The following is a 21,841-nucleotide window of genomic DNA, read 5'->3' as shown; positions in this document are numbered from 1 at the left end:
TTACGCTTCAACAATTGCCAGGATGTCGCTTTCGGACATGATCAACACTTCTTCATTGTCGATCTTCTCGACTTTCACGCCGTAACCGTCGTTGAAAATCACGATGTCGCCGATTTTCACATCCAGCGGTTGAATATTTCCGCTTTCCAGAACGCGCCCTTTGCCAACGGCCACTACTTCGCCACGAGTGGATTTACCCGCCGCAGAGCCAGTCAGTACGATGCCGCCAGCAGATTTTGATTCAACTTCTTTACGCTTGACGATAACGCGGTCATGCAATGGACGAATACTCATTGAACGCTCTCCTGTAAGAAGGTCTGTATCAGATTTAGGGTTGTGCACCGGATTCTCATGTTTACCGGCCTCGTGGGTTTTGAAATGGGGGCATTCCAACCCCCTTCAAGGGGGCCGGGAAAAAAAATTTTTAACGAATGGGCTAACTGCGATCGCTGACACAAAAACGCGGCCGGTCGGCCGCGTAGTGATATGTTGTTAATGAACAGAAAAGCATCTGTTAACGATCGTCGCGCTTGTCGTGCTCATCCGGACGGTGTTCCAGCGTGTGGCGTTCATCGTCCTTACGCTGAAATTCGCCGTCGAAGGTGTTGCCGTTGGCCGCATCGCCGCCTGGCCCCCAGCCGCCGGGACGATAAACCGAAAGATGCGGCATCAGCTTCAGCGTCAGCGTTTTTTGCACCGGCGGCAGCAACAGCAGCAGGCCGAGGAAATCGGTAAAGAACCCCGGCACCAGCAGCAGGAACCCCGCCATCACCAGCGAAACGCTTTTCACCATTTCGGCCGCCGGGCTTTCGCCGGCTGCCAGCTTCTGCTGCATCTGCACAAAGGTTTTCATCCCCTGGTTGCGCACCAGCGATATCCCGACGCAGGAGGTGAAAATCACCAGCAGCAGGGTAACGGCGACGCCCAATACGGCGGCGACTTTGATAAATAACGATATTTCAATGTAGACCAGCAGAAATATCAGTAAAAACGGTAACCAGCGCACCGTGCTCTCCTATCAGATAGCTTCGCGTACCCGCCCCGGGCGCATACGAGAACAATAAAGTGGCCTGATAAAACAGGTCGAGTTAATTACAATGAGGGTATCCGATCGGCTTTTCAACCGGCTTGTCTCTTTTAAATAGCTACACTGATAAATGTGAAACAGATCACACAATGCAAAAACTGTGGCTTTTGAAATTCCAGATAGTGATCTGTGTTCACTCATTTATTGCGAAGCAGCATATGATCGGCGCAGCTCCGGCCGCTGCGGTTGATACTGCGGCCGCCGGCGCTCACGGCGACATAAATTAGCTAACAAAATCTATAATTCGGCAGCAACATAGAGAAGGTTCTCATGTCAAACAACATTCGTATTGAAGAAGACCTGCTAGGAACACGTGAAGTACCCGCAGATGCCTACTACGGTGTTCACACTCTGCGTGCGATTGAAAACTTTTATATCAGCAACAGCAAAATCAGCGATGTTCCTGAATTTGTCCGCGGCATGGTGATGGTGAAAAAAGCCGCTGCGCTGGCGAATAAAGAGCTAAAAACCATCCCGCGCAAGATCGCCGACACCATTATCCTGGCCTGTGATGAGGTGCTGGATAACGGCAAGTGCATGGATCAGTTCCCGGTGGACGTCTTCCAGGGCGGTGCGGGCACCTCGCTGAACATGAACACCAACGAAGTGCTGGCGAATATCGGCCTGGAGCTGATGGGGCATCAGAAAGGGGAATATCAGTACCTGAACCCGAACGATCACCTGAACAAGAGCCAGTCCACCAACGACGCCTACCCGACCGGTTTCCGCATTGCGGTTTACGCCTCGGTGATGAAGCTGATCGACGCCATCAACCAGCTGGGTGAAGGCTTCGAGCGTAAGGCCAAAGAGTTTGAAAATATCCTGAAGATGGGTCGCACCCAGCTGCAGGACGCGGTGCCGATGACGCTGGGCCAGGAGTTCCACGCCTTCAGCGTGCTGCTGAACGAAGAGACGCGCAACCTGCGCCGCACCGCGGAGCTGCTGCTGGAAGTCAACCTGGGCGCCACCGCTATCGGCACCGCGCTGAACACGCCGGACGGCTATCAGCAGCTGGCGGTGCAGAAACTGGCGGAAGTCAGCAACCTGCCGGTCGTGCCGGCCGAAGACCTGATTGAAGCCACCTCGGACTGCGGCGCTTACGTCATGGTGCACAGCGCGCTGAAGCGTCTGGCAGTGAAAATGTCCAAAATCTGCAACGACCTGCGCCTGCTCTCCTCCGGCCCGCGCGCCGGCCTGAATGAAATCAACCTGCCGGAACTGCAGGCGGGCTCGTCCATTATGCCGGCCAAGGTTAACCCGGTAGTGCCTGAAGTGGTCAATCAGGTGTGCTTTAAAGTGATCGGCAACGATACTTGCGTTACCATGGCATCCGAAGCAGGTCAGCTGCAGCTGAACGTGATGGAGCCGGTGATCGGCCAGGCGATGTTCGAGTCTATCCACATCCTCACCAACGCCAGCTATAACCTGTTGGAGAAATGCATCAACGGCATTACCGCCAATAAGGAAGTGTGCGAGCACTACGTCTTCAACTCTATCGGCATCGTGACCTACCTGAATCCGTTTATCGGCCACCATAACGGTGACATCGTCGGTAAGATCTGTGCGGAAACCGGTAAGAGCGTGCGTGAGGTAGTCCTGGAGCGCGGCCTGTTGACGGAAGCCGAACTGGATGACATCTTCTCCGTCGAAAACCTAAAACATCCGGCCTATAAAGCAAAACGCTATACAGATGAAAACGAACAATAACAGATACATCCGGTAGCCCGAAAGGCACGCTAAATCCTCTGGATAGCGTGCCTTTTTACTTTCTAGCGCCCACAAATTTTTAACGTTTCATTTTCATATAACCAAAGTAATTCGGGTTGTCGCGCCCCCGTCACGGCGCAGCGAACACGTCGATGGAACGGCGGATACGTACGGCCGGGCAAACGGCAGCCTGAAAAATGGCGGATATAAAAAACTTTAATTGTGAGGAGCAACACTATGTTAGCGGTGGAATTGATCATCGTTCTGCTGGCCATTTTTCTCGGGGCCAGACTGGGCGGTATCGGCATTGGCTTTGCAGGGGGCCTTGGGGTTTTAGTACTGGCGATGATCGGCGTAAAGCCGGGCAATATACCCTTTGACGTAATCTCCATCATTATGGCGGTCATCGCCGCCATCTCCGCGATGCAGGTCGCGGGCGGCATGGACTATCTGGTCCAGCAAACCGAGAAGTTACTGCGTAAGAACCCAAAACACATCACCATTCTGGCGCCGGTGGTGACCTACTTCCTGACCATCTTTGCCGGCACCGGCAATATTTCCCTCTCCGCGCTGCCGGTGATTGCCGAAGTGGCGAAAGAGCAAGGTATTAAGCCCTGCCGTCCGCTGTCTACCGCCGTCGTTTCCGCCCAGATCGCCATCACCGCATCGCCGATTTCCGCCGCCGTGGTGTATATGTCCTCGGTGATGGAAGGCCACGGCGTCAGCTATCTGCATCTGCTGATGGTGGTCATTCCATCGACCTTCCTGGCGGTGCTGCTGATGTCGCTGTTGGTCACCTGGCTGTTCGATTCCAAACTGTCCAACGACCCGGTCTACCTGAAGCGGCTGGAAGAAGGCCTGATAACCCTGCGCGGCAACAAGGTGATGGAGATTAAACCGCGCGCCAAGTCGTCGGTGCTGCTGTTCCTGCTGGGGGTACTTTGCGTGGTGGCCTACGCCATCATCAACAGCCCGGGGCTGGGACTGGTGGCCAAACCGCTGATGAACACCACCAACGCCATTCTGATCATCATGCTGAGCGTCGCCACCCTGACCACCCTGCTGTGCCGCGTCGACACCGACGCCGTGCTGAACTCCAGCACCTTCAAGGCCGGTATGAGCGCCTGTATCTGTATTCTGGGCGTGGCCTGGCTGGGCGATACCTTCGTGCAGGCGAATCTGGGCTGGATCAAAGAGACCGCCGGCAGCGTGATTCAGGCGCACCCATGGCTGCTCGCGGTGATCTTCTTCTTCTGCTCGGCGCTGCTCTACTCCCAGGCCGCCACCGCCAAGGCGCTGATGCCGATGGCGCTGGCGCTGAACGTCAGCCCGCTGACCGCCGTCGCCTCCTTTGCCGCGGTATCCGGCCTGTTTATCCTGCCGACCTACCCGACGCTGGTCGCCGCGGTGCAGATGGACGATACCGGCACCACCCGCATCGGCCGTTTCGTGTTTAACCACCCGTTCTTTATTCCCGGCACCATCGGCGTCATCCTCTCCGTGGTGCTCGGCTTCCTGCTGGGCGGTATTTTGCTGTAACTCTCCGCGGGGCCGTCAGGCCCCGTTTTTCCCCCTCCTCTGTGCTGGTGATAAACTCGCCTTCTAGCCGCCGGGGCTTCAGGGTATAGTGCTCTGCAGAGAATCGGGTTGAGAGGGAGTCAAGATGTCTGATTGCGAAGCCGTCGTCATACTTTGTACCGCACCGGATGAGGCCAGCGCCCAAGAGCTGGCGGCCCGCGTTCTAGGTGAAAAGCTGGCCGCCTGCGCCACGCTGCTGCCCGGCGCGTCATCGCTGTATTACTGGGAAGGGAAACTGGAACAGGAGTACGAAGTCCAGATGCTGTTCAAAAGCAATCGCCAGCATCAAGACGCCCTGCTCAGCTATCTGAAACAACATCACCCGTACCAGACGCCCGAGTTGCTGGTGCTGCCGGTGATGGCCGGAGATAAAGACTATTTGTTATGGATCAACGCATCATTAAACTGATTTTCCTGCTTTGCAGCCTGTTCTTCCTGCCGCAGACGGTGCAGGCCTCGCTGTTTGGCAACGGCGGCGGCAACCAGTTTGTGCCGGTCGATCGGGCGTTTGCCTTCGACTTCCAGCAACAGGGCCGGCAGCTGACGCTGAACTGGCAGATCCGCCCCGGCTACTACCTGTATCGCCAGCAGATTAAACTGGTGCCGCAGCAGGCCAGGCTGGCCGATTTCAGTTTGCCGCAGGGTATCGCTCATAAAGATGAGTTCTTCGGCGAGACCGAAATTTATCAGCAGCAGTTACAGCTGCCGCTGACGCTGTTGCAGGCCACGGAGAACGCCAGCCTGAGCGTCACCTATCAGGGCTGCGCCGCCGCCGGGTTCTGCTATCCGCCGGAAACCCGCGTGATCCCGCTGGACGCCGTGGCGGCGTCATCCGCTGCGACGCCAGCCAGTGCGGCGCCGGCAACGCCTGCGCCTGCCAGCCTGCCGTTTTCACCGCTGTGGGCGCTGCTGATCGGCATCGGTATCGCGTTTACCCCCTGCGTCCTGCCGATGTACCCGCTGATTTCCGGCATTATCCTCGGTCGGGAGCGGCCGCACAGCAGCGGCCGCATCCTGCTGCTGGCGCTGGTGTACGTGCAGGGCATGGCGCTGACCTATACGCTGCTGGGTCTGGTGGTGGCCGCCGCCGGCCTGCAGTTCCAGGCGGCGCTGCAGCATCCGTACGTGCTGATTGGCCTCTCCGTACTGTTTATTGCCCTCGCGCTGTCGATGTTTGGCTGCTATTCGCTGCAGTTGCCTTCTGCGCTGCAGACGCGGCTGGCCAACTGGAGCAACACCCAGCGCGGCGGTTCGCTGTTCGGCGTGTTTGTGATGGGCGCGCTGGCCGGGCTGATCTGTTCCCCCTGCACCACCGCGCCGCTCAGCGCCATCCTGCTGTATATCGCCCAGAGCGGCAATATGTGGGCCGGCGGCGGGACGCTGTATCTGTACGCGCTGGGTATGGGCATTCCGCTGATTATCGTCACGCTGTTCGGCAACCGGCTACTGCCGCGCAGCGGGCCGTGGATGCAGTACGTCAAAGAGGCCTTCGGCTTTGTGATCCTGGCCCTGCCGGTGTTCCTGCTGGAGCGGGTGATCGGCGATCTGTGGGGACTGCGCCTGTGGAGCCTGCTCGGCCTGGCGTTCTTCGGCTGGGCCTTCGCGCTGAGTTTGAAAAGCTCACGCGGCTGGACCCGCGCGCTGCAGCTGCTGTTGCTGGCCGCGGCGGTGATCGCCGCCCGCCCGCTGCAGGATTGGGCGTTTGGCCCCGGCGCCGCACAGCAGGCCGCCCAGCCGCATTTGGCGTTCACCCGCATCAGCAACGTAGCGCAGCTGGATCGGGCGCTGCAGCAGGCGCAGGGCAAACCGGTGATGCTGGACCTGTACGCTGACTGGTGCGTCGCCTGCAAAGAGTTTGAGAAGTACACCTTCAGCGACGCCGGCGTGCAGGCCAGCCTGGCCGATACGGTGCTGCTGCAGGCCGATGTCACCGCCAATAGCGCTGAACAGGCGGCGTTGTTAAAACATCTGCAGGTATTGGGATTGCCCACCATTTTGTTCTTTGACCGTAATGGCCATGAGCAAACGGCCAATCGCGTTACCGGTTTTATGAACGCCCAGACGTTTAACGCACATTTGCAGAAAACTGTGCGGTAAACGACACTGAAGTGGCAGAAGTAGAATTTAGAGGGGAACACAGGTGCAACGCGAACATGTTCTTGATACCGCGCTGGGACTGCTGGAGCAGCAAGGTCTGGCAAACACCACGCTGGAGATGCTGGCAGAAAAGCTCAGCGTACAACCTGCGGATTTCAAGCCCTACTGGCCGGATGCTGAGGCCCTGCTGTATGACTGCCTGCGCCACCACGGGCAGCAGATCGACGCCTGGCGTCGGCAGCTACTGCTGGATGACGCGCTGACGCCGCAGCAAAAGCTGCTGGCGCGCTATGACGTGCTGGCGGAATACGTGCAAAACGGCCGCTATCCCGGCTGCCTGTTTATTGCCGCCTGCAGTTTCTTCCCGGAAGGCGACCACCCGATCCACCAGCTGGCAGAGCAGCAGAAGATGAGCTCGCTGGCGCTGACCCGCGACCTGCTGCGGGAAATGGACGCCGACGACGCCGATATGGTGGCCCAGCAGATGGAGCTGATTCAGGAAGGCTGTCTGAGCAAATTGCTGATCAAACGGCAGCTTCAGGATGTTTCCGTCGCCAAACGTCTGGCGGAAGACATTCTGCAGGTGGCCCAGTGCCGCAAACACGGCGCCCTGAGCTAGCGTATTTACAGCGCTACCCGGCTCGATAACGCTCTGATTATCCTGCCTAAGGATAAAGTTCACGCAACCTGCATGAAAAGCCAGCAAACGACGCTGTTTTTTCATATTTATGCCATAAAGCGATTGACGCCAACCGGGCTTTACGGTTTAATGCTGCCCGTTGCCCGGATAGCTCAGTCGGTAGAGCAGGGGATTGAAAATCCCCGTGTCCTTGGTTCGATTCCGAGTCCGGGCACCATATTCAGAAGAACCCGCCTATGGCGGGTTTTTCGTTTTCTGGAGTACGGACTACTCCGTTCGATAAGTCAGCCTAACGGCCTCCCCCTGCGGGTCAACGCTAAAGCGTTGTTCAACACGGCGCAAGCGCCGGTTGTCCGAGTCCGACCTCCCTATTCAGAACAACCCGCCTATGGCGGGTTTTTCGTTTTCTGGGAAGGGAAGGCGCTCCGCCATTTACTCACCAAAGCTGCAGCATTACGGACGATAACTTCAAGGAAAAATGAGACAGCTCTACCATGTTGCTTTGGTATTCATCCCCATCCCGCCTTGGACCAGAAAGCCCCCCTCACCATAGTAACCAACAAAATAATAACCATCAGAAACAAATAAGATAGCCTCACCAAATATGTTGCAGGAAAGTAAAATAGGTGCTAAATATGTAGCGGCAGTCACAACATTAACCAAATACAGAGAAATATAGCTAATGGATTTATCACCACTAAACCCTAGTTTTGGTCTTGAGATAAAAAATATAGACTTGCGAAATTTAGCACAAGAGGGTATTGCCCGATTGAAAGAGTACTTATACGAAAAAAAACTACTCGTCATCAGAGAACAGCATTTGAATCATGATGCATACCTGGCCTTTGCGGAAAAATTAGGTTCTATTGCTAAGTATCCTTTCTCTGATGGGATCCCGGGCTATCCGCAGATAGTACAAATAAAAAAGAATCCGGAGCAGACAAAAAACTTCAGCGGTATGTGGCATGTTGATTCAACTTATTTGGATGCGCCTCCAGATATCACCATGCTATCCGCCGAAGTAACACCTCCTCTTGGAGGAGATACCGTATTCAGCAATACTACATTGGCATTTGATAAGTTATCTGAAAAATTTCAACAACTCCTTGTCAATTTAGAATGTAATTACATTTCAGATTTGCACGACCAAGATAGAACGAAACATCTATTAGCTAACAATGAGAAGAGAACATTTAAGGCTATTCATCCAGCCATCAAGAAACACCCTATAACCCAAAAATCCAGTATCTATGTAAACCAAGAGCACACCCATAGCTTTGTCGGTATGTCACGTGAAGAAAGCCTTCCAGTCATCGATTATTTGACGGGTTTTATCAAAAACTCAGAGTTCACATTAAGGGTAAGCTGGCAGAAAGGAACTATCGTACTCTGGGATAACAGGGCAGTTCAACACCATGCAGTTAATGACTACACCGGACATCTTAGAATCATGCATCGCATTACCCTTAACGATTCCTTGGTTTGATCCTTTTATAATTTATTAAGTGATAACTTATGACAGATATGGTACATATTGCTGACAGCATTATTGTGATTCTATTCTTTATCGCAATATTTGCTGGATTTATCGATGCTATAGCCGGCGGCGGTGGACTGATATCCACACCCGCCATGTTAATATTAGGACTCCCCCCCGTTATTGCTCTTGGAACAAATAGGCTGCAATCAAGCATAGGTGAACTTACATCCATCTTGATTTACAAAAACAATGGGAAGATTAACGGCAAGCATCTTTTAAAAGGTATAGTATCGGCATCAATTGGCGCCATACTTGGTAGTTATTTCGTCAACTCAATTCCTAACGACACGTTATATATCATACTGCCGATATTAATGACAGCCATTCTCATTTATACCATTTTCTCTAAAAAAATCAGAGAAAATAAAGAGAGCAAAAAGATCATAAGCCTGCCAGTGTTTATGATAATGATGGGAGTCCTGCTAGGTTTTTACAATGGATTTTTTGGCCCAGGAACTGGCTCCCTCTGGGTAATATCTTTTATCTCACTAGTCGGGTACACCATAAAAAATGCATCCATTAATTCAAAACCTTTAAACTTCTCGAGCAACCTGGTTTCTCTTTTTTGCTTTATTTATATGGGACAGGTCAACTACAAAGTGGGGATAACTATGGCTATAGGACAGATTATTGGCTCTACATTAGGAAGCCGCGCCGTATTAAATAATGGTGATAAAATCGTCAGACCTATATTTATAGCCGTAACATCAGTAATGACAATGAAGATGATATATGATGGGGTCACCTTAGGTAAATTTTACTAATATCATATCCATCGCAGCGGTATGATAAACCGTACTTTATCGAGCTATGCCGGTTGTCCAGTCCGGCATAGCGCTTTATCCCCTCCGCGATACTTCAATCCAGCGTTTTGCGGTAGGAGCGCAGGCCGATAAACATCACCAACGCCGCCAGCCCCAGCAATGGCAGCAAATCCGGCAGCAGTTCCGCCAGCGTGTAGCCCTTCAGCATCACCCCTTTAATTAAGCGAATAAAGTAGGTCAGCGGCAAGCACGAGCCAATCGCCTGCGCCCAGACCGGCATGCTGATAAACGGGCTGATAAAGCCGGACAGCAGCACCGAGGGGATAAAGTAGAACGACGACATCTGCAACGCCTGCAGCTGGCTTTGCGCGATGCTGGAAATGGTAATGCCGACCGACAGGCACAGGAAAATATAGATCGTCAGCACCGTCAGGAGTAACAGCACGTTCCCCAGCAGCGGAATGTTAAACAGGTATACCGCGCACAGCAGAATCATCACCGACTGGAACATACCGATCAGCACATAAGGCGTGATCTTGCCGACGATCACCTCCAGCCCCGTCACCGGCGATACCAGCAGGTTTTCGATCGCGCCGCTCTCGCGTTCACGGGTGATCGCCAGCGCGGTCATCAGGATCATGGTGGTGCTCAGGATCGAGCCGATAATGCCGGGAATGGTGTTGTACTGCGTGATCCCTTCCGGGTTGAACATGCGGTGCACCACCAGCTCAACGTTCTCCGTCCCTTCCCTGCCCCGCAGCGACTCCGGCAGATCGTACTGAAACATGTTCTTTGACGCCTGCGCGATGGCGCTCAGCGCGTTGCCGCCGGCGATCGGATCAATGGCATCGCTCTGGATCAGCAGCTGCGGCTTTTCGCCGCGCAAAATCTTCTGGCTGAAGTCCGCAGGGATGGTCACGATAAAGATCACATCGCCCCGGACAAAAGCCTTTTGCGCCTCCTGCTCCGACGCCGCCGGCTGCAGGGAGAAATATTGGGTATTCTGCGCCGCGCTGATAAACACCTGGCTCAGATGCCCCGAATCATAGTTCAGCAACGCCGCCGGCACATGGCGCGGATCCATATTGACTGCATAACCCAGAATGATCAGCTGGAACAGCGGCGTCAGGAATACCATGCTGAAACTCACCCGATCCCGACGCAGTTCATGGATCTCCTTGATCACCACGCCCAGCCAGCGCGTCAGAGAAAAGTTAATCATTGGTTTTTTCATCGCGAGTCTTCATCAGGTAGGTAAAGGCATCCTCAAGCTGGGTCGGCACCCGGCACAGCTCATACCCCGCAGGCAACCGCGCCGTCAGTAAACCGTGCAGCCGCTCGCCGTTGCAGGCGGTCACATACAGCGCATTGCCGAAAATGACCGTCTGCTCGATCTCGGGCAGGGTTTGCAGCTGGCTTTCCAGCTCCGTCAGCCCCCTGCCGCGCACCTGGATCGTGGTGAGATTTTGCGCCTGGATAATCTCGTCAATGGCGCCGCTGGCCAGCAGGGAGCCGTAGGAAAGGTAAGCCACTTTATGGCAGCGCTCCGCTTCATCCATATAGTGCGTGCTGACCAAAATGGAGATGCCGGCGTCGGACAGCCGATGCAGCGTTTGCCAGAATTCACGTCGCGCCTTGGGATCGACACCCGCCGTCGGCTCATCCAGAAACAGCAGTTCGGGTTCGTGCAGCATACAGGCGGCCAGCGCCATCCTTTGCTTCCAGCCGCCGGACAGCACCTTTGCCAGCTGATGCTGACGGGATACCAACCCCATCTCCGTCAGCACACGCTCAATACGCTGCTTGCGCCGGTCAAGATTATGCAGGCGCGCAATGAACAATAAATTTTCCCGGATGGTTAAACAGCCCCACATCGAAAAATGCTGGGTCATATAGCCGATGCGCCGCTTAATCGCTTCACGCTGGGTAAAAATATCCATCCCCAGGCAGGAACCGCTGCCGGAATCCGGCGTGAGCAAACCGCACATCATACGTATCGAGGTGGTTTTGCCGCTGCCGTTCGGCCCCAGAAAGCCATAAATCTCGCCTTTGCCAATGCGTAAAGAAAAATCCTTCACCGCGTGATTGGCGCCAAAGTGTTTATTCAGTTTGTGAACGTCAATGCACCAATCATTCATCGGAAACCAGCCTCACCTGCACCGGCTGGCCGATCTTCATCCGCTGCGCCTGCGCCAGTTCCGGACGCGCCTCGGCCATAAACACCAATTTTTCACGGCGTTCAGTGCTGTAGATCACCGGCGGCGAGTATTCCGCCTGCGGGCTGATATAGTGAACCGTTCCCGCAATCGGCTGCGGGCAGCCGTCGCACAAAATATCGATGCGCGATCCCACGCTCAACGCGGCCAGCCCGGTCTCCGGCACAAAGAAGCGCACCTTGATATTTTCCGGCGGCAGCAGGCTGATTATGGGTTTACCTGCGGCGGGACGCTCGCCGGGACGGTAGATAACGTCATAAACCAATGCCGACTGCGGCGCAACGATCCGGCTTTGCTGCATATCCCAACGCGCCTTGTCCAGCTGCAGCCTGGCGGACGCCACCCGCGCCGACTGATTGTTAATCCGCTCCTGCCGCGCCGGCAACGCCTTGGCGGTCAGTTGATGCGACAGCTCATTAACCTGCGCACTCTTCTGCGCATAATCCGCCTCCATGCTCTCCCACTCCGTGGCGGAGATAACATGTTTGGCATAAAGAGGCTGATTTCTTTCCAGCTGGCGCTTGGCCAGCTTGGCTGCGGCACGCGCCCGCGTTAACTGCGCACGCACCACATCCAGCTCTTTATCACGGTCGCCAGAACGCAAATCCTGCAGCAAAGCGCGTTCGGCCATATAGTTTTTCTCTGCTATGCGCAGCGCATTATCGGCATTAAAAGACTCCATAGCGGCCAGAGTCTGCCCTTTCTCGACCCAAGCGCCCTTATTGACCAGAACCTGCTCAATCTTTTCACTGGCGTGATAAGAGAGATAGATGAATTCGCCGTTGGCATAGCCGGAAAACGTATCGGACGACGAATCCCGACAGCCAGAACAGAGCAAAGAAAAAACAGCAATCAGCACAACCTTACCAATAAGGTTCATTGAAGACATTCCTATATACCAAGACGCGTCGGCGTATTCCCTTCGATAAACAATCACGCCGTTTTAATATAATGGGATTGATAACTTTTCTTTAGCGACGCCAGTTTGCAAATACTCAACCCAGCAATAGAATTAAAGCGTTGGTCGTCTCTGAAGCCAACCAGCATTGAACCGCCAAGATAAAACCAGCGCGCCATCTGTTTAAATGGCCACGGCAGTTGATGCCCAGCCTCATCCAGCAGCGTATTTAACTGCTTCCAGTCGGCGCGAAAGTCATTACCGGAAAACGGGGAGTTGGATTCTCTATCCAGGAAGAGCCTATCTGCCATCATTAAGCCATCCGGATGCGACGCGGAGAAATAGCATTGGTAAAAATTAATAATCAATCGTCGTGCCGAAACAGAATAACTTTTCGGGATCGTTAATACCCCCAGCAGGTTTTTATAATCGGGGTAGCGTTGAGAAAAACAGAAAATACCTTTCCATAAGGCATCCAGCGCATTGGTTTTTTGATATTGCTGCTGAATAAATCCGCGGCCGACCTCAAAACTTTCGGCAACGTCGTCCGTTAAGGGAGGGGTATAGTGGAACAGGGAATAGCTATACAGACCTTCCACACCGCGTCTGGCGATCTGCTCACCTGCAGGAACAATGCGGTAGGCGCCGGCAATTTCCAATGCCTGCGGATCCCAGAGAATCACATGGTAATAGTCGAGATCGTAAGCGTCATTATCACGCTTTTCACCGGAGCCCATCTCCATAGCACGGAATGAGGCTTCACGCAGCCGCCCCAGTTCCTGCAAAATAGGCGAATACGCCTCGCCCTGATGGCGGTAAAGATAGACCTGCTTACCATCACCCAGCGTTTTCAACACTTCACAGCGACTCACTGCGTTAGCCAGCAGGCTTCGCTGCTCCGGAACCGCAAGCGCCGGCAGCGTAGACACCAAACCCGGTTTACCCGTGCCGACGTTCAAAAGATGGACCCGGCAGTCGGCAGCCAATGCCTCCAGCGCCTTATCCACCTTGAGGGCTGAAATGGCGATCGGCCGGCAGATTTTCATGCGCAGCACGCTGCCCTGGTGCCGGGCTATTTCTCGGAAAATCATTAGATTAGACAGAGGGCGCCAGGCAAGCGCTGCCATGTAGTACCACACGCTGTTAATACCGCGAATATGCACCGGCAACAACGTCGCTTGGGTGCGCCGCGCCAGGTGAATAAAACCCGGATGCCATGCCGATTCCCGCAGCCCGCTCAGCGACAGGCCGGCCAATCGGCCTGCCGGACAAATAAGCAAAACGCCCCCTTTTTCCAGGTGGTCGCTCATCTCTTTAAATTGCCGGTGACTCATCTTGCCGTGCATATTTCTGATGCCGATAGAAATATCTTTTATTGCTGGAAACAGGAAGGTTAATACATGGTTAGCAATTATCTTCACATCTTTACGCACGCGTGAAATTGTGCTCATTAATGCCAAACCATCGATAACCGTAGGATGGTTGGCAATGACAATCAGCGGCCCCTGACTGGGAATGTTATCGTAATCGCCACTGTGTGCCTCAAAGCGCAACTGTAAGGCATCAACCACCGAATCAACCCAATCAAGCCCTTGCTTTCCTTTGGCTTTTTGCAATACGGGCGCAATCTTCTCCTCACCAAACACCCACTTAATTAACTGACGCCGGCGAGGAGAAATATCCCGCCCCGGAAAAAACTCCTCAATAACCCTGCCGATTGTATCCATACAAGCACCTTCGATTATCCAAGCTGTTTTTGCAGTATCACTATAAAAAAACCAACAAAATCATCCCGCTCATTAAAACAAATTCACAGGAAAATATATTTTCTATATAAGTATAACCACAGATTATAAAAAACAGATCGTCAACACAAAACCATCATCTAACGTGATATTTATATAAAATATAACCGGCAGGATGTTTTAAAGTCCAGAAATAAATACAAAGCACATTTGTCACCGAGCGAAAAACAAGGACATTTCCAACCATATATCAGGAATCATCATAAAATATCATGCGCGCGGTATTTTCTGTTGATTTTAATTCCCCATTGGATAAGAGTAGTCGGCGGAATAGCTTGGCCGGCCAATTTAATTTGGATGCCATTTATTTCTTCACGTTAAAAATATAAACCTGTCATATAAAAGGATGATGAATATGAGAGAATTAAATAAAGTCGAATTACAGGACGTTTCTGGCGCAGGTCCAATTGCTGATGCAGCAAAAGCATTAGGCAACGGCATCGGTGCGCTGATCGAAAACTTTGGCATCAAAGGCGCTAAAGACGCAGCTGCCAACCTGGGTAACGGCATCGGTGAAGTGATCGAAGCTGGCCTGTCCGTGCTGAGCGGCATCTTCGGCGGCATCTTCGGTCGTCGTCCAGCCAAGTAAGCTGAACGGTAAGCAAACCCCAGGCTGCGCAAAACGTAGCCTGGGGTTTTCTGTTTAACACGATGTAACCCACTGCAGCCCGGTTAACAGGCTCCTGATGCCGTTATCACTGTATCCGCCTACACCGGCCAGCGGTTCAGCGTAATACCGCGCGTTGCCGCACTGGCGCCAAAGTCCGCCAGCATGGCGCGCACGTCAGGATCGATATATTCCGCATTATCGCATTCTGCAATCACGACGCAGTTATCCGGAATTTGCGCCAGCAGGCTCTGCAGCCGCGGATTATGCAGGAAGGTCAGATTCTGGTGAAAGCGCACCACATAGTGATCGTCATACTGCGCCAGCTGCAGCGCATTGTGATGGCTTTTATACGTGCTGCACAGAACCTGCGCCATCAGACCAATCGCGATCCCCGCCAGCATGCCGAAGACAATAATCCCGCCAACGGTGACGATAAACGGAACGAAATGCGCCAGTCCCATCCGCCACTGCACGGCAAACAACGCCGGGGAGGCCAGTTTATAACCGGTATACAGCAGCACCGCCGCCAGGCTCGCCAGCGGAATAACATTCAGCAGATCGCTGAAGAACACGCCGCACAGCAGCAGTAGCACGCCGTGCAGTAAAATAGACACTTTACTGCGCGCTCCCGCATTGACGTTGACCGAACTGCGCACGATAACGGCGGTAATCGGCAAACCGCCCAAAAATCCGCTCAGCATATTCCCGACGCCCTGCGCGCGCATTTCTTTATCCGGCGACGGCGACGGCGTCTGCGATTTGAGCTTTTTCAACGCTTCCTGGCTGAGCAGGGTTTCCAGGCTAGCCACCAGCGCCAGCGTCACCGCGATCACATACACGGAAGGGTTGCGCCAGGCGCCCTGCCAGTCCGGCCGGCTGAGCTGTGCGCCCAATTCGTCGACGCTGTCGAACTTGGGCAAAGCAATACGCGCGATATTACCCATAAATTCCGGCATCAGGCGTTCGCCGAATACCACGGCCAAACCGCCCCACAGTACGGCCACCAGCGGCCCGGGAATATAGGTCATCATTTTGATGCGCTTCACCGGTTTCGTCGTCCAGGCCCACAGAATAAACAGCGCGCCCAACGCCACGACGATGGAAGCCGGAGACAGCAGTTGGCTCCCGGCGCTCAGCAGCCCTGACAGGCTTTCTTCGCCCTGATAACCCAACGCAACCGGTATCTGTTGCATGATCAGCAACAGGCCAATCGCCGCCAGCATGCCCTGGATCACCGTCCCGGGCACCAATGAAATAAAGCGTCCGGCGCGCAGCAAACCGAAAATCAGCTGTAGTACCCCCGCCATGATCAGCGCCACCAGCAGCAGAGAAAACGATCCGAGCGTTTCCATCGCTCCGACAATAATGGTCACCAATCCGGCCGCCGGCCCGCTAACCGCATAACGCGACGGACTAAGCAGCGTGACCACCAGACCACCAATCACACCGGTCAGTAATCCGACAAACGGCGGCACGCCACTCGCCTGCGCAATGCCCAGACTGAGCGGTAACGCCACCAAAAACACGACGATCCCTGCGGGAATATCATTACGCAGAGTGCTTAAGCTCATCACGCACCTCCGCACTGTCCTGATGAATCAGCTCCTTCAGGTGCCCTTCATGCAAATCATAAACGCAGCCAAATACATCCAGCGGGCGGCCCTGTCGCCAAACCTGTTGCACCGGCGGACAGTCGACAAGATGGGCAAACTGGGTCACCACGTGCGCGTCGATCACGCGGTTCAAGCGCTGCGCTTCTTCCTCTTCACTCTGCTGATACTGCGGCAGTTCGCTCGCCAGCGACTGACGCAGATGTTTCAGGCGCCTGGCCAATGCGCTGTTCTCCTGCGACAGCGGCAGATCGGGCAGATTAACGGCGGCCTGTACGCCGCCGCAGCCATAGTGGCCGCACAGTACGATCGCGGAGACGTGCAGATAGTCCAACGCGTACTGCAATACGCTCATCAGGCTATCGTCATCCTGTAACACCATATTGGCGATATTACGGTGTACAAACAGTTCACCCGGGTGTGCGCCGGTCAGCACCTCCGCCGGAACCCGGCTATCGGAACAACCTATCCACAGCGCGTGTGGCTGCTGACCGGCGACATGCTTACGGAAGTAATGAGGATTGCGCTGGCGCTGTTGCAACGCCCAGCTGCGATTCCTGGCTAATAGGGGTTTGAGTATTGTCACAGCATGCTTCTCTCTGTTGGGGACAAACAGGCTTTCACCTACCCGCCCAGGGCCAATAACATAAAAAAAACTTATGATGTCGATAAAGGCTTGAAGCTAATACATGACGTTTTCATGTCATGCAGGATCGTCCCACAAGAAGGCTAATCCTTTATTAAAAATAGAGCCGGAGAAGATTAAGGCAAGTAAAAAAAAGCGGGAACTTTTGACAACACCCTCTAATCACAATGATTTATAAAGATAAAAAAATGATACCGCAGTATTAAAAAACTAAAGTAAGCGCTTACTGAAGAAACTTTACACTCGGGAGGTCAACACCGGCGTTAAGACATAAAAAAAGCCCGCCAATGGCGGGCTTTTTTAATAATTAGCGAAGTCCAATATTAAGATTGTCTTGCTGTTTTAACTTTGCCAGAGAGGAATTCTTTCTCATAGGCCAGCGCTTTACTGCGGTCGAACTGGCGCTCCCACTTGGCAACCACCAACACGGCCAACGCATTACCGACAACGTTCAGCGCCGTACGCGCCATATCCAGAATACGGTCAACGCCGGCGATAAAGGCCAGGCCTTCCAGCGGGATCCCTACGCTGCCCAGCGTCGCCAGCAGTACCACGAAGGAGACGCCCGGCACACCGGCAATGCCTTTTGACGTTACCATCAACGTCAGCACCAGCACGATTTCCTGACCAATTGACAACTCAATGCCATAGAGCTGCGCAATAAAGATGGCGGCAATGCTCTGGTACAGCGTAGAGCCATCCAGGTTAAACGAGTAGCCGGTCGGCACCACAAAGCTGGTGATCGACTTCGGCGCGCCGTAGGCTTCCATTTTTTCAATAATGCGCGGCAGCACCGTTTCCGAGCTGGCGGTGGAATAGGCCAGAATAAGCTCGTCTTTCAGGATGCGGATAAGCGTCCAAATACGCAGTTTGCACATCCGCGCCACCGTTCCGAGCACCACCAGTGCAAAGAAGATGATGGCCACGTACACCAGTAGCACCAGCTTGGCGAGCGGCAGCAACGAGGCAAAACCAAAGTTCGCGACGGTTACCGCAATCAGGCCAAAGACCCCGACCGGCGCATAGCGCATAATCATGTGCGTCACTTTGAACATGGTTTCAGACACCGCTTTAAAGACGTTCAGCAGCGGCTCTTTCGTTTCCTTCGGCAGAGAAGAGAGGCCCAGACCGAACAGCACCGAGAAGAAGATAATCGGCAGCATGTCGCCTTTAGCCATCGATGCGAATACGTTGGACGGGATCAGCGACAAAATGGTGCTCACCAGGCTGTGAGAGCCACTCTGCACCTGCTCAGTGGTTTTTTCATACTGGGAAATATCCACGGTGGTCAACGTCGACATATCGATACCGTGACCAGGTTGGAACACATTCGCCAGCGTCAGCCCGACCACAATTGCGATGGTGGTAATCACCTCAAAATAGAGAATGGTTTTCAACCCGATGCGGCCCAGTTTCTTCGCATCGCCGACGCCGGCAATGCCGACGACTAACGTCGAAATAACAATTGGCACGACAATCATTTTAATCAGGCTGATAAAAATATTCCCGGCGGGGCTAAGAATATTATTAACAAACCATTCGCGGGATTCCGTTTGGTTATGCAGGATCGCACCAACAGCAACCCCTAAAAACAACGCAATCAAGATTTGCCAAGCAAGGCTGATTTTCACACTTCTCATACCCAAAAAAGTCCTCAAAGCATTCCTCCGGAGTATTTTTTACCAACAACTCCAGATGGAATACTTAATCAATTCAATACAGATTTATGTTAATTTAATGTAACGTTCACTTGCCCTGTCAGTGTCGCGGGTTAAATCTGTACCATCTGAAGCCCATGCTCTGCAAGCCTTGTTTCACCAGCAAAAAGCGCGTCGCAGCGGGAAAAACGAGCTTCCAAAAAGTTTCCATTAACATAATTTGTTGTTATTAAATACATAATTCACTATAGATTAAGCCATAAAACAAACAAATCGTTCAATTTAACGGCAATAAGGAAATGCGTGACTCATCACGTAATATGCATATTTAGGCGTATGACTGGAACTTCCTTCCGTTTACACCGGCTTACAATTTCTAATAATAAAACAATAAATTGCATTTGCTAACGCGGGTAATTAGTGATTATCCAAAGAGGTGAGCCCCTATAGATACTGCCGGATTTCTTGCATACCTTGCGGTGATTTTACTATTACTTTGCATTGAGTTTTTAAGGAAAGACAACTCAGCGAATTTATAGCTAATTAATACCGGATAGGAATATTAATCTACATATTATTACAAAACAGTTTTAGCTTTGCTCAAAGCAATATCGCACGGCGTTGTTAACCAGTCTTTCTTTATGTCTTTTCGTTATTTTGAGGACGGGGTTATTGTCAAAAACTGTCAACTCTTTCGGAAAGCTCCCCTAACCTCGCAGATCTAGCCGTCAATCCGCCAGTAACTATTACAAATCAATATCTTCGTTGCGTGATCTATCGCGCAAAAAAGAAACAAAGAATCATAGCAAACTATACTTAACCATCAGTTGACATATTATTAACAACTTATAACAAGGAGTAAAAGCCATGAGCCAACTGCACAAACATACGATTCCTGCCGCAATTGCGGAACATGCCCTGATTAGCCCGGCACAATACCAGCAGTATTATCAGCAGTCGGTGCAAGACCCGGCCGCCTTCTGGGGAGAGCACGGCAAGATTGTTGACTGGATCAAGCCTTATACTCAGGTAAAAAACACCTCTTTCGCACCGGGGAACATCAGCATCCGCTGGTTTGAAGACGGTACCCTCAACCTGGCAGCCAACTGTCTGGATCGCCACCTGGCCACCCGCGGCGATCAAACCGCCATTATCTGGGAAGGTGACGATCCGGACCAGTCCAAGCATGTGACCTATAAACAACTGCATCACGATGTGTGCCAGTTCGCCAACGTGCTCAAAGGCCTGGGGGTGAAAAAAGGCGACGTGGTGGCGATCTATATGCCCATGGTGCCAGAGGCGGCGGTTGCGATGCTGGCCTGCGCCCGCATCGGGGCGGTGCACTCGGTGATCTTTGGCGGCTTCTCTCCGGAAGCGGTAGCCGGGCGTATCATCGACTCCAACGCCCGCCTGGTGATCACCGCCGATGAAGGCCTGCGCGCCGGTCGCTCGGTGCCATTGAAAAAGAATGTGGATGATGCCCTGAAAAACCCGGGCGTAACCAGCGTCGACAACGTGGTGGTCTTCCAGCGTACCGGCAAGCCCGGTTACTGGCAGGAAGGGCGCGATCTGTGGTGGCACGAGCTGACCGCCGGCGTGTCTGCCGAGTGCCCGCCGGAAGAGATGAATGCTGAAGATCCGCTGTTTATCCTCTATACCTCCGGTTCGACCGGTAAGCCGAAGGGCGTACTGCACACCACCGGCGGCTATCTGGTCTATGCGGCGATGACCTTCAAATACGTCTTCGACTACCACGATGGCGACGTTTACTGGTGCACCGCCGACGTCGGCTGGGTCACCGGCCACAGCTATTTACTGTATGGCCCGCTGGCCTGCGGCGCCATTACCCTGATGTTTGAAGGCGTGCCGAATTACCCTGGCGTTAACCGCCTGTCGCAGGTTATCGACAAGCATCAGGTCAATATTCTGTATACCGCGCCAACGGCGATCCGTGCGCTGATGGCGGAAGGCGACAAGGCGATTGAAGGTACCCAACGCGACTCGCTGCGCATTATGGGCTCGGTGGGCGAACCGATTAACCCGGAAGCCTGGGAGTGGTACTACGAAAAGATAGGCAACGGCCAATGCCCAATCATGGACACCTGGTGGCAGACCGAAACCGGCGGCTTTATGATCACCCCGCTGCCCGGCGCCACCGAACTGAAGGCCGGTTCCGCCACGAAGCCGTTCTTCGGCGTACAGCCGGCGCTGGTCGACAACGCCGGTACGCCTCAGGAAGGCGCCTGCGAAGGCAACCTGGTGATGGTCGACTCCTGGCCCGGTCAGGCGCGTACGCTGTTTGGCGACCACGCGCGCTTTGAACAGACCTATTTCTCGACCTTTAAGGGTATGTACTTCAGCGGTGACGGAGCACGACGCGACGAAGACGGCTACTACTGGATCACCGGCCGCGTCGATGATGTGCTGAACGTGTCCGGCCACCGTCTGGGAACGGCGGAGATCGAATCGGCGCTGGTTGCCCACCCGAAAATCGCCGAAGCCGCAGTGGTCGGTATCCCACATAATATTAAAGGCCAGGCGATTTACGCTTACATCACGCTGAATCACGGCGAAGAACCGACGCCAGAGCTCTATACCGAAGTACGCAACTGGGTGCGTAAAGAGATAGGGCCGATCGCGACGCCGGATATCCTGCACTGGACCGACTCACTGCCTAAGACCCGCTCCGGCAAAATCATGCGGCGTATCCTGCGCAAAATTGCCGCCGGCGATACCAGCAACCTGGGTGATACCTCAACGCTGGCGGATCCGGCGGTGGTCGATAAGCTGTTGGAAGAAAAACAATCAATGAAAGTACCATCCTAATTTTTGCCGTTCCCGGCCGCCGGCGCATGTCCGGCCGGCGGCCGCTATCTCCGAAAGTGTTCAGGTTGCAGTCTGCGTCTGAATGAATTCCCCGGTCTCAGTCTGAAGCTGGCGCCGGAACAGACGTTGATGTCCTGAAAGGCTGCGGATATAGCGCGG

The 21,841-nt window shown here is 53.6% G+C and carries 18 protein-coding genes and 1 tRNA gene; 10 read left to right on the top strand and 9 right to left on the bottom strand.

Features of this window, described 5'->3' with window-relative positions; genetic code table 11:
* Complete coding sequence (locus tag I6G83_RS08585) at positions 1–294, bottom strand: co-chaperone GroES (RefSeq protein ID WP_054306513.1); 294 nt, start codon at positions 292–294, stop codon at positions 1–3.
* 220 nt (positions 295–514) lie between these two features.
* Positions 515–1,006: an FxsA family protein gene (locus I6G83_RS08580; protein WP_054306514.1), complete on the bottom strand. Its 492-nt coding sequence runs from the start codon at positions 1,004–1,006 to the stop codon at positions 515–517.
* Between the two features lie 351 nt (positions 1,007–1,357).
* Between I6G83_RS08580 and aspA the strand changes: the two genes are divergently transcribed.
* The 8 genes from aspA to I6G83_RS08540 all read left to right on the top strand — a co-directional run bounded on the left by aspA (position 1,358) and on the right by I6G83_RS08540 (position 9,413).
* The gene (gene aspA, locus I6G83_RS08575) at positions 1,358–2,794 is read left to right on the top strand and encodes an aspartate ammonia-lyase (RefSeq protein WP_054306515.1); all 1,437 of its coding nucleotides are present in this window, start codon (positions 1,358–1,360) and stop codon (positions 2,792–2,794) included.
* 237 nt (positions 2,795–3,031) lie between these two features.
* Positions 3,032–4,333, top strand: a complete 1,302-nt coding sequence (locus I6G83_RS08570; RefSeq protein WP_054306516.1) for an anaerobic C4-dicarboxylate transporter — start codon at positions 3,032–3,034, stop codon at positions 4,331–4,333.
* 124 nt (positions 4,334–4,457) lie between these two features.
* Positions 4,458–4,781, top strand: a complete 324-nt coding sequence (gene cutA, locus I6G83_RS08565; protein WP_054306517.1) for a divalent cation tolerance protein CutA — start codon at positions 4,458–4,460, stop codon at positions 4,779–4,781.
* Positions 4,757–6,469 carry a protein-disulfide reductase DsbD gene (locus tag I6G83_RS08560; RefSeq protein WP_054306518.1) on the top strand — a complete coding sequence of 571 codons (1,713 nt, stop codon included), beginning with the start codon at positions 4,757–4,759 and terminating at the stop codon, positions 6,467–6,469. Before cutA ends, I6G83_RS08560 begins: the two co-directional genes overlap by 25 nt.
* A 43-nt stretch (positions 6,470–6,512) precedes the next feature.
* Complete coding sequence (dicD, locus tag I6G83_RS08555) at positions 6,513–7,088, top strand: division control transcriptional repressor DicD (RefSeq protein WP_054306519.1); 576 nt, start codon at positions 6,513–6,515, stop codon at positions 7,086–7,088.
* Positions 7,089–7,250: 162 nt separating this feature from the next.
* Positions 7,251–7,326 (top strand) — tRNA-Phe (locus I6G83_RS08550).
* Between the two features lie 465 nt (positions 7,327–7,791).
* A complete protein-coding gene (locus I6G83_RS08545; protein ID WP_062779129.1) occupies positions 7,792–8,595 on the top strand; it encodes a TauD/TfdA dioxygenase family protein in 804 nt (267 codons plus the stop codon).
* A gap of 29 nt (positions 8,596–8,624) precedes the next feature.
* On the top strand, positions 8,625–9,413 hold the full coding sequence (locus tag I6G83_RS08540) for a TSUP family transporter (protein WP_054307485.1): 789 nt from the start codon (positions 8,625–8,627) through the stop codon (positions 9,411–9,413).
* 94 nt (positions 9,414–9,507) lie between these two features.
* Here the strand turns inward: I6G83_RS08540 and I6G83_RS08535 are convergent, their stop codons facing one another.
* Genes I6G83_RS08535 through I6G83_RS08520 form a run of 4 tightly spaced genes read right to left on the bottom strand, consistent with a single transcriptional unit; the run spans position 9,508 to position 14,254 of the window.
* The gene (locus I6G83_RS08535; RefSeq protein ID WP_054307484.1) at positions 9,508–10,647 is read right to left on the bottom strand and encodes an ABC transporter permease; all 1,140 of its coding nucleotides are present in this window, start codon (positions 10,645–10,647) and stop codon (positions 9,508–9,510) included.
* Complete coding sequence (locus tag I6G83_RS08530) at positions 10,628–11,551, bottom strand: ABC transporter ATP-binding protein (protein ID WP_054307483.1); 924 nt, start codon at positions 11,549–11,551, stop codon at positions 10,628–10,630. Before I6G83_RS08530 ends, I6G83_RS08535 begins: the two co-directional genes overlap by 20 nt.
* Positions 11,544–12,509 carry an HlyD family secretion protein gene (locus I6G83_RS08525; protein WP_054307482.1) on the bottom strand — a complete coding sequence of 322 codons (966 nt, stop codon included), beginning with the start codon at positions 12,507–12,509 and terminating at the stop codon, positions 11,544–11,546. Before I6G83_RS08525 ends, I6G83_RS08530 begins: the two co-directional genes overlap by 8 nt.
* Before the next feature lie 53 nt (positions 12,510–12,562).
* Positions 12,563–14,254: a lysophospholipid acyltransferase family protein gene (locus I6G83_RS08520; RefSeq protein WP_054307481.1), complete on the bottom strand. Its 1,692-nt coding sequence runs from the start codon at positions 14,252–14,254 to the stop codon at positions 12,563–12,565.
* A 433-nt stretch (positions 14,255–14,687) separates the two neighbouring features.
* Between I6G83_RS08520 and I6G83_RS08515 the strand changes: the two genes are divergently transcribed.
* On the top strand, positions 14,688–14,921 hold the full coding sequence (locus I6G83_RS08515) for a hypothetical protein (RefSeq protein ID WP_054307480.1): 234 nt from the start codon (positions 14,688–14,690) through the stop codon (positions 14,919–14,921).
* Positions 14,922–15,040: 119 nt separating this feature from the next.
* On the opposite strand, the gene I6G83_RS08510 is transcribed toward I6G83_RS08515, so the two are convergent.
* The 3 genes from I6G83_RS08510 to gltP all read right to left on the bottom strand — a co-directional run bounded on the left by I6G83_RS08510 (position 15,041) and on the right by gltP (position 18,838).
* Entirely contained in the window at positions 15,041–16,513 is a 1,473-nt protein-coding gene (locus tag I6G83_RS08510) for a SulP family inorganic anion transporter (RefSeq protein ID WP_054307479.1), read from the bottom strand.
* Positions 16,491–17,138 carry a carbonic anhydrase gene (locus I6G83_RS08505; RefSeq protein WP_054307478.1) on the bottom strand — a complete coding sequence of 216 codons (648 nt, stop codon included), beginning with the start codon at positions 17,136–17,138 and terminating at the stop codon, positions 16,491–16,493. The genes I6G83_RS08510 and I6G83_RS08505 overlap by 23 nt, the downstream gene beginning before the upstream one ends.
* Before the next feature lie 383 nt (positions 17,139–17,521).
* The gene (gene gltP / locus I6G83_RS08500; RefSeq protein ID WP_054307477.1) at positions 17,522–18,838 is read right to left on the bottom strand and encodes a glutamate/aspartate:proton symporter GltP; all 1,317 of its coding nucleotides are present in this window, start codon (positions 18,836–18,838) and stop codon (positions 17,522–17,524) included.
* An 885-nt stretch (positions 18,839–19,723) separates the two neighbouring features.
* Here gltP and acs point away from each other — a divergent pair.
* The gene (gene acs / locus I6G83_RS08495; RefSeq protein ID WP_062779126.1) at positions 19,724–21,682 is read left to right on the top strand and encodes an acetate--CoA ligase; all 1,959 of its coding nucleotides are present in this window, start codon (positions 19,724–19,726) and stop codon (positions 21,680–21,682) included.
* Positions 21,683–21,841: the final 159 nt, after the last annotated feature.

Source organism: Serratia rubidaea (assembly GCF_016026735.1).
Classification (GTDB): Bacteria; Pseudomonadota; Gammaproteobacteria; order Enterobacterales; family Enterobacteriaceae; genus Serratia_B; species Serratia_B rubidaea.
Note: the sequence above shows the minus strand (reverse complement) of the source record. Positions and strands in the feature narration are given on the sequence as shown.

Excerpts from the sequence above, each read along its gene's own strand:
- I6G83_RS08585 (WP_054306513.1), bottom strand. The coding sequence starts at position 294 with ATGAGTATTCGTCCATTGCATGACCGCGTTATCGTCAAGCGTAAAGAA.
- aspA (WP_054306515.1), top strand. The coding sequence starts at position 1,358 with ATGTCAAACAACATTCGTATTGAAGAAGACCTGCTAGGAACACGTGAA.
- I6G83_RS08570 (WP_054306516.1), top strand. The coding sequence starts at position 3,032 with ATGTTAGCGGTGGAATTGATCATCGTTCTGCTGGCCATTTTTCTCGGG.
- cutA (WP_054306517.1), top strand. The coding sequence starts at position 4,458 with ATGTCTGATTGCGAAGCCGTCGTCATACTTTGTACCGCACCGGATGAG.
- I6G83_RS08560 (WP_054306518.1), top strand. The coding sequence starts at position 4,757 with ATGGATCAACGCATCATTAAACTGATTTTCCTGCTTTGCAGCCTGTTC.
- I6G83_RS08545 (WP_062779129.1), top strand. The coding sequence starts at position 7,792 with ATGGATTTATCACCACTAAACCCTAGTTTTGGTCTTGAGATAAAAAAT.
- I6G83_RS08540 (WP_054307485.1), top strand. The coding sequence starts at position 8,625 with ATGACAGATATGGTACATATTGCTGACAGCATTATTGTGATTCTATTC.
- I6G83_RS08535 (WP_054307484.1), bottom strand. The coding sequence starts at position 10,647 with ATGAAAAAACCAATGATTAACTTTTCTCTGACGCGCTGGCTGGGCGTG.
- I6G83_RS08530 (WP_054307483.1), bottom strand. The coding sequence starts at position 11,551 with ATGAATGATTGGTGCATTGACGTTCACAAACTGAATAAACACTTTGGC.
- I6G83_RS08525 (WP_054307482.1), bottom strand. The coding sequence starts at position 12,509 with ATGAACCTTATTGGTAAGGTTGTGCTGATTGCTGTTTTTTCTTTGCTC.
- I6G83_RS08520 (WP_054307481.1), bottom strand. The coding sequence starts at position 14,254 with ATGGATACAATCGGCAGGGTTATTGAGGAGTTTTTTCCGGGGCGGGAT.
- I6G83_RS08515 (WP_054307480.1), top strand. The coding sequence starts at position 14,688 with ATGAGAGAATTAAATAAAGTCGAATTACAGGACGTTTCTGGCGCAGGT.
- I6G83_RS08510 (WP_054307479.1), bottom strand. The coding sequence starts at position 16,513 with ATGAGCTTAAGCACTCTGCGTAATGATATTCCCGCAGGGATCGTCGTG.
- gltP (WP_054307477.1), bottom strand. The coding sequence starts at position 18,838 with ATGAGAAGTGTGAAAATCAGCCTTGCTTGGCAAATCTTGATTGCGTTG.
- acs (WP_062779126.1), top strand. The coding sequence starts at position 19,724 with ATGAGCCAACTGCACAAACATACGATTCCTGCCGCAATTGCGGAACAT.